This is a genomic window from Streptomyces sp. NPDC031132, from assembly GCF_055570595.1.
Genome location: NZ_JBVIGX010000051.1, coordinates 1 through 5,010, shown reverse-complemented (window position 1 = coordinate 5,010; position 5,010 = coordinate 1). Strand labels below are relative to the sequence as shown.

The following is a 5,010-nucleotide window of genomic DNA, read 5'->3' as shown; positions in this document are numbered from 1 at the left end:
ACGGTTCCCCTCAGCGACCCAAAACCCATCCAGAGCCCACCCCCCCCCCCCCCCCCCCCCCCCCGCCCCCCCCCCCCCCGCGCCCGGCTCCCCTGATCGGGAACAGGGAGTAGGTAATACCCTGGATGGAGATCCGGTGCGGGCCCCTGCGCCCGGTGCGGACCGCCGCCAGGTGCTCGCCGGCCAGCGTCGCGCAGACGCCTGGTGCCAGGGGTTCTCCCGCTCCGGCGATCTGCCGGCCCGTGGGGGACAGCACCCAGGCGCGCAGATCGAGGTCGGTGGTGAGCAGATCGAGCACCACGTCGGGACCACCGCCCGCGGGGCCCGAGGTCATCAGGCGGCGGTGCCGGTCCACGACGGCCGCGAGATCGCCCGCGCGCTCACCGGAGACCTGCCGCACCACGTACTCGGTGATCGTGGCGAATGCAACGTCTTCGTTCACAGCGAACAACGGCAGCCGGTTGCGCCGACAGGCTGAAACGAGATCATCGGGGATGTCCCCCAGCTCCGCCTCGCCGGCCGCGAGGCCGGCGACGCCCGCGCTCGCCAGGATTCGTACGAACGGCTCGGAGTCGGCTGAATTTCTTCGCCAGGCCAGGCCGGTGAGGACGAGTTCGCCCCCCGTGAGGTATCGGCTGGGATCCCTCAGGTCGGTCGTCATGACGCCGCGGACCGTCCGGTCGAGTTCGTCCTCGCCGCCCAGCAGCCGCAGCCCCAGCGCCTCGGTTTCCAGCAGTGCGCGCAGCCGCATGGTGTCGCCGCCGATCTGTCTCGAATGTTGCCGTTGGAAATCGGGCAGGTCGTTGCATCCTGCCTTTCATACGAATCTACAAGACGAGGGAGGCCGCCAGCCAACTCCTTCATGGTTTCGGTGACTGCACCGGGGGGACGCGCGGCTTGTGTACTGGCTCCACACCGCGTTAACAGCACGTGAACGACCAGTCGAGGGCCTCATGGCCTCCTGGCTTGAAGTGAACGACACGATGAAGAAGAAGAGAGCCGCACATGGACTTCCTTCGCCCCGCCAGCTGGGAGGAGGCGCTCGCCGCTAAGGCCGAGTTCCCCACAGCTGTGCCGATTGCGGGTGGCACCGACATCATGGTCGAGATCAACTTCGACCACCGCCGTCCGGAGTACCTCCTTGACCTCAACCGCATCGGACTGCTGCGGGAGTGGGAGGTAGGCGAGGAGGTCACCAAGCTGGGCGCCTCCGTCCCGTACACCCAGATCATGGAGAACCTGCGCGGCACGCTGCCGGGTCTCGCGCTCGCCTCGCACACGGTCGCGTCCCCCCAGATCCGCAACCGCGGCGGCGTCGGCGGCAACCTCGGTTGCGCCTCGCCCGCCGGTGACTCCCACCCCGCCCTCCTCGCCGCCGACTGCGCGGTCGAGGTCGAGTCCGTACGCGGCTCGCGCCTGATCCCGATCGACGAGTTCTACACCGGCGTCAAGCGCAACGCGCTCGCCGCCGACGAGCTCATCAAGTCGGTGCACATCAAGAACGCCACGGGCCCGCAGCAGTACTCCAAGGTCGGCACCCGCAACGCGATGGTCATCGCGGTCTGCGGCTTCGGCCTCGCGCTGCACACCGACACCCGCACCGTGCGTACGGGCATCGCCTCGGCCGCCCCGACCCCGATCCGGGCCAAGGCCGCCGAGGAGTTCCTGAACGCCGCGCTCGAAGAGGGCGGTTTCTGGGAGTCCGGCAAGGTCATCACCCCGTCGATCGCCAAGCAGTTCGGTGAGCTCGCCTCCGGCGCGTGCAACCCGATCGACGACGTCCGTGGCACGGCGAAGTACCGCCGTCACGCGGTCGGCATCCTGGCTCGCCGCCAGCTGGTCTGGACGTGGGAGCAGTACCGCGGCAACGGCCGCTCGCTTGAAGGGGCTGCGTAACCATGCGCGTCAATTTCACTGTCAACGGTCGTCAGCAGGAAGCCGACGACGTGTGGGAGGGCGAGTCCCTCCTCTACGTGCTGCGTGAGCGCCTGGGCCTGCCCGGCTCCAAGAACGCGTGCGAGCAGGGCGAGTGCGGTTCCTGCACCGTCCGCCTCGACGGCGTGCCGGTCTGTTCCTGTCTGGTCGCGGCCGGTCAGGTCGAGGGCCGCGACGTCGTGACCGTCGAGGGCCTGGCGGACTTCGCCAAGCAGCGCGCGGAGCACGGCCACGGCGGTGCCTGCGGCACCGGCGGCGGCTGCGGCAGCAACGGCGTCTCCACCGACGAGGCCAAGCGCTGGGCCGCCAAGCCCGGTGACTCCCAGACCGGTGAGGGCGTCGAGCTCTCCAACATCCAGCAGGCGTTCATCGACGCCGGCGCCGTCCAGTGCGGCTTCTGCACCCCGGGTCTGCTGGTCCAGGCGGACGAGCTCCTGGAGCGCAACGCCGACCCGTCCGACCAGGACATCCGTGAGGCCCTGTCCGGCAACCTCTGCCGCTGCACGGGCTACGAGAAGATCCTCGACGCGGTCCGCCTCGCGGCCGCCCGTCAGGGAGAGGCGGTCTGACCATGGCTCAGAACACCCGCACGGTACCGGCCGGCACGCCGACCAACGTCACCCAGAAGCACAACAAGGGCGGCATCGGCGAGTCCACGCTCCGCCCGGACGGCACCCTCAAGGTCACCGGTGAGTTCGCGTACTCCTCGGACATGTGGCACGAGGACATGCTGTGGGGCCAGACCCTGCGCAGCACCGTCGCCCACGCCGAGATCGTCTCCATCGACATCTCCGAGGCCCTGGCCATGCCGGGCGTCTACTCGGTGCTGACGTACGACGACCTGCCGGCCGAGATGAAGAACTACGGCCTCGAGATCCAGGACACCCCGGTTCTCGCCAACGGCCGGGTACGTCACCACGGTGAGCCGGTCGCCCTCGTGGCCGCCGACCACCCGGAGACCGCCCGTCGCGCCGCGGCCAAGATCAAGATCGACTACAAGGAGCTGCCGCTCGTCACGGACGAGGCATCCGCCCTCGCCGCCGACGCGCCGCTGATCCACGAGGGCCGCGACGACCACCACATCGGTCACGTCCCGCACCCGAACATCGTGCACCGCCAGCCGATCATCCGCGGCAACGTGGAAGAGGCCCGCAAGCGCGCCGACGTCATCGTCGAGGGCGAGTACACCTTCGGCATGCAGGACCAGGCCTTCCTCGGCCCCGAGTCCGGCCTGGCCGTGCCCTCCGAGGACGGCGGTGTCGACCTCTACGTCGCCACCCAGTGGCTGCACTCGGACCTCCAGCAGATCGCCCCGGTCCTGGGCCTCCCGCCGGAGAAGGTGCGCATGACGCTCTCGGGCGTCGGCGGTGCCTTCGGCGGCCGCGAGGACATCTCGATGCAGATCCACGCCTGCCTCCTGGCCCTGGCCACGAACAAGCCGGTCAAGATCGTCTACAACCGGTTCGAGTCCTTCTTCGGCCACGTGCACCGCCACCCGGCGAAGCTCTGGTACGAGCACGGCGCCACCAAGGACGGCAAGATCACGCACATGAAGTGCAAGATCGTCCTGGACGGCGGCGCGTACGCCTCCGCCTCCCCGGCGGTCGTCGGCAACGCCTCCTCGCTCTCCGTCGGCCCGTACGTCGTCGACGACGTCGACATCGAGGCGATCGCGCTCTACACGAACAACCCGCCCTGCGGCGCGATGCGCGGCTTCGGCGCCGTCCAGGCCTGCTTCGCCTACGAGGCCCAGATGGACAAGCTCGCGGCGAAGCTGGGCATGGACCCGGTCGAGTTCCGCCAGCTGAACGCCATGGAGATGGGCACGATCATGCCCACCGGCCAGGTCGTGGACTCCCCGGCCCCGGTCGCCGAGCTGCTGCGCCGGGTCAAGGCCCGCCCGCTGCCGCCGGAGCGCCAGTGGGAGACCGCCGGCGAGGGCGCGGACGTCCGCGCGCTGCCGGGCGGCCTCTCCAACACCACCCACGGTGAGGGCGTCGTGCGCGGCGTCGGCTACGCGGTCGGCATCAAGAACGTCGGCTTCTCCGAGGGCTTCGACGACTACTCCACCGCCCGCGTGCGGCTCGAGGTCATCAACGGCGAGCCCGTCGCGATGGTCCACACGGCCATGGCGGAGGTCGGCCAGGGCGGTGTCACCGTCCACGCGCAGATCGCCCGTACCGAGCTGGGCGTCACGCAGGTGACGATCCACCCGGCCGACACGCAGGTCGGCTCGGCCGGTTCCACGTCCGCCTCGCGGCAGACGTACATGACCGGTGGCGCCGTGAAGAACACCTGTGAGGCGGTCCGCGAGGCCCTGCTGGAGATCGGCCGTCGCAAGAACGGCTCGTACCACCCGGCCTGGGCCCACGCCGAGCTCCTCCTGGAGGGCGGCAAGGTCGTCACCGACGCCGGCGAGGTCCTCGCGGACATCGCCGACATCCTCGAGGACGAGGCGATCGACCTGGAGCTGGAGTTCCGGCACCGCCCGACCGTCGCGTTCGACCTGGTCACCGGCCAGGGCGACGGCCACGTCCAGTACACCTTCGCCGCGCACCGCGCGGTCGTCGAGGTGGACACCGAGCTCGGCCTGGTCAAGGTCGTCGAGCTGGCGACCGCCCAGGACGTCGGCAAGGCCCTGAACATGCTCTCCGTGGTCGGCCAGATCCAGGGTGGTACCACCCAGGGTCTCGGCGTGGCGGTCATGGAGGAGATCATCGTGGACCCGAAGACCGCGAAGGTGCGCAACCCCTCCTTCACGGACTACCTGATCCCGACCATCCTCGACACCCCGACCATCCCGGTCGACGTCCTGGAGCTCGCCGACCCGAACGCGCCGTACGGCCTTCGCGGTCTCGGCGAGGCCCCCACCCTGTCGTCCACCCCGGCCGTCCTCGCGGCGATCCGGGCGGCGACCGGTCTGGAGCTCAACAAGACGCCGATCCGTCCGGAAGCCCTCACCGGCACCCTCTAGGACGGCGTGGTGGGGGGGGGGGGGGGGGGGGGGGGGGGGGGGGGGGGGGGGGGGGGGGGGGGGGGGGGGGGGGGGGGGGGGGGGGGGGGGGGGGGGGGGGG

The 5,010-nt window shown here is 70.4% G+C and carries 3 protein-coding genes and 1 pseudogene; 3 read left to right on the top strand and 1 reads right to left on the bottom strand.

Annotation, left to right across the window (positions count from 1 at the left end; translation table 11 throughout):
* Positions 1–73 precede the first annotated feature (73 nt).
* Positions 74–751, bottom strand: a pseudogene (locus ACZ49B_RS36395) (PucR family transcriptional regulator ligand-binding domain-containing protein); the annotation flags it as partial.
* Between the two features lie 254 nt (positions 752–1,005).
* On the opposite strand from ACZ49B_RS36395, the gene ACZ49B_RS36390 reads away from it, so the two are divergent.
* Genes ACZ49B_RS36390 through pucD form a run of 3 tightly spaced genes read left to right on the top strand, consistent with a single transcriptional unit; the run spans position 1,006 to position 4,909 of the window.
* Positions 1,006–1,896 carry an FAD binding domain-containing protein gene (locus tag ACZ49B_RS36390; RefSeq protein WP_468314874.1) on the top strand — a complete coding sequence of 297 codons (891 nt, stop codon included), beginning with the start codon at positions 1,006–1,008 and terminating at the stop codon, positions 1,894–1,896.
* 2 nt (positions 1,897–1,898) lie between these two features.
* Positions 1,899–2,504 carry a (2Fe-2S)-binding protein gene (locus tag ACZ49B_RS36385; RefSeq protein WP_468314871.1) on the top strand — a complete coding sequence of 202 codons (606 nt, stop codon included), beginning with the start codon at positions 1,899–1,901 and terminating at the stop codon, positions 2,502–2,504.
* A 2-nt stretch (positions 2,505–2,506) separates the two neighbouring features.
* Entirely contained in the window at positions 2,507–4,909 is a 2,403-nt protein-coding gene (gene pucD, locus ACZ49B_RS36380) for a xanthine dehydrogenase subunit D (RefSeq protein ID WP_468314869.1), read from the top strand.
* The last annotated feature ends 101 nt before the right edge of the window (positions 4,910–5,010 follow it).